This window comes from Chryseobacterium sp. DT-167, assembly GCF_058310155.1.
The window spans coordinates 1-608 of record NZ_JBZEEQ010000089.1 but is presented as its reverse complement, the minus strand read 5'-3'; the positions used below and the strand labels follow the sequence as shown (position 1 = coordinate 608).

The 608-nt window shown below is 69.7% G+C and carries 1 protein-coding gene; it reads right to left on the bottom strand.

Features of this window, described 5'->3' with window-relative positions:
* On the bottom strand, positions 1-510 hold a 510-nt coding region (locus AC4FQ5_RS19910), incomplete at its 3' end, for a VOC family protein (protein ID WP_491146374.1).
* Positions 511-608 lie beyond the last annotated feature (98 nt).

Sequence of the window (608 nt, the reverse complement as noted above, 5' to 3'; positions counted from 1 at the left end):
CACCGACACGTCGACGTGCGTCCGCCCTCGACCGGGCCGGTCGATCTCCTGGAAGGACAGGGCGGGGCCGCGGCGCAGAGGGTCGACGGCGTCGGTCTGCCCCGACACCTCATAGCCGAGTGCCGCGCACCAGAACGGCCGGACATCGACGCCCGACTGCACCACCATGAGGTCGACGGTCTGGATCGCTTCGGGTGCGGGAGTCAGGCCGAGGTCCGCCGCCGCGCGCGACACGCTTCGGGTGAATTCGGCAGCACGGGCGGGTATGCGCTCGCGACCGCGATAGGGGACGCGGATCACGACGCCCTCCGGGCGGAGGTCGATGTCGGGATCGATGCCGGTTCGAGCTGCCGCGTCGACGACGGCGGGCACAAGAGCGGCGGCATCGGAGAGGGAACTCGTCCGATAGCAGGCCTGCGGGCCCCAGGACGTGACGCGCCAGTCGGCGACGCCGGGACTGTCGTGGAAAGAGGCCGGGCTGAGGCCGGTGGAGTCGGCGTTCTCGTCCATGGACAGCATGATTCCCTGAGTCGGTCCGATTGTCACGCCTCGGCGCCCGAACGGTCGACGACGATCACGCCCAAAAGAAAACGGCCCCGATCCCAGTA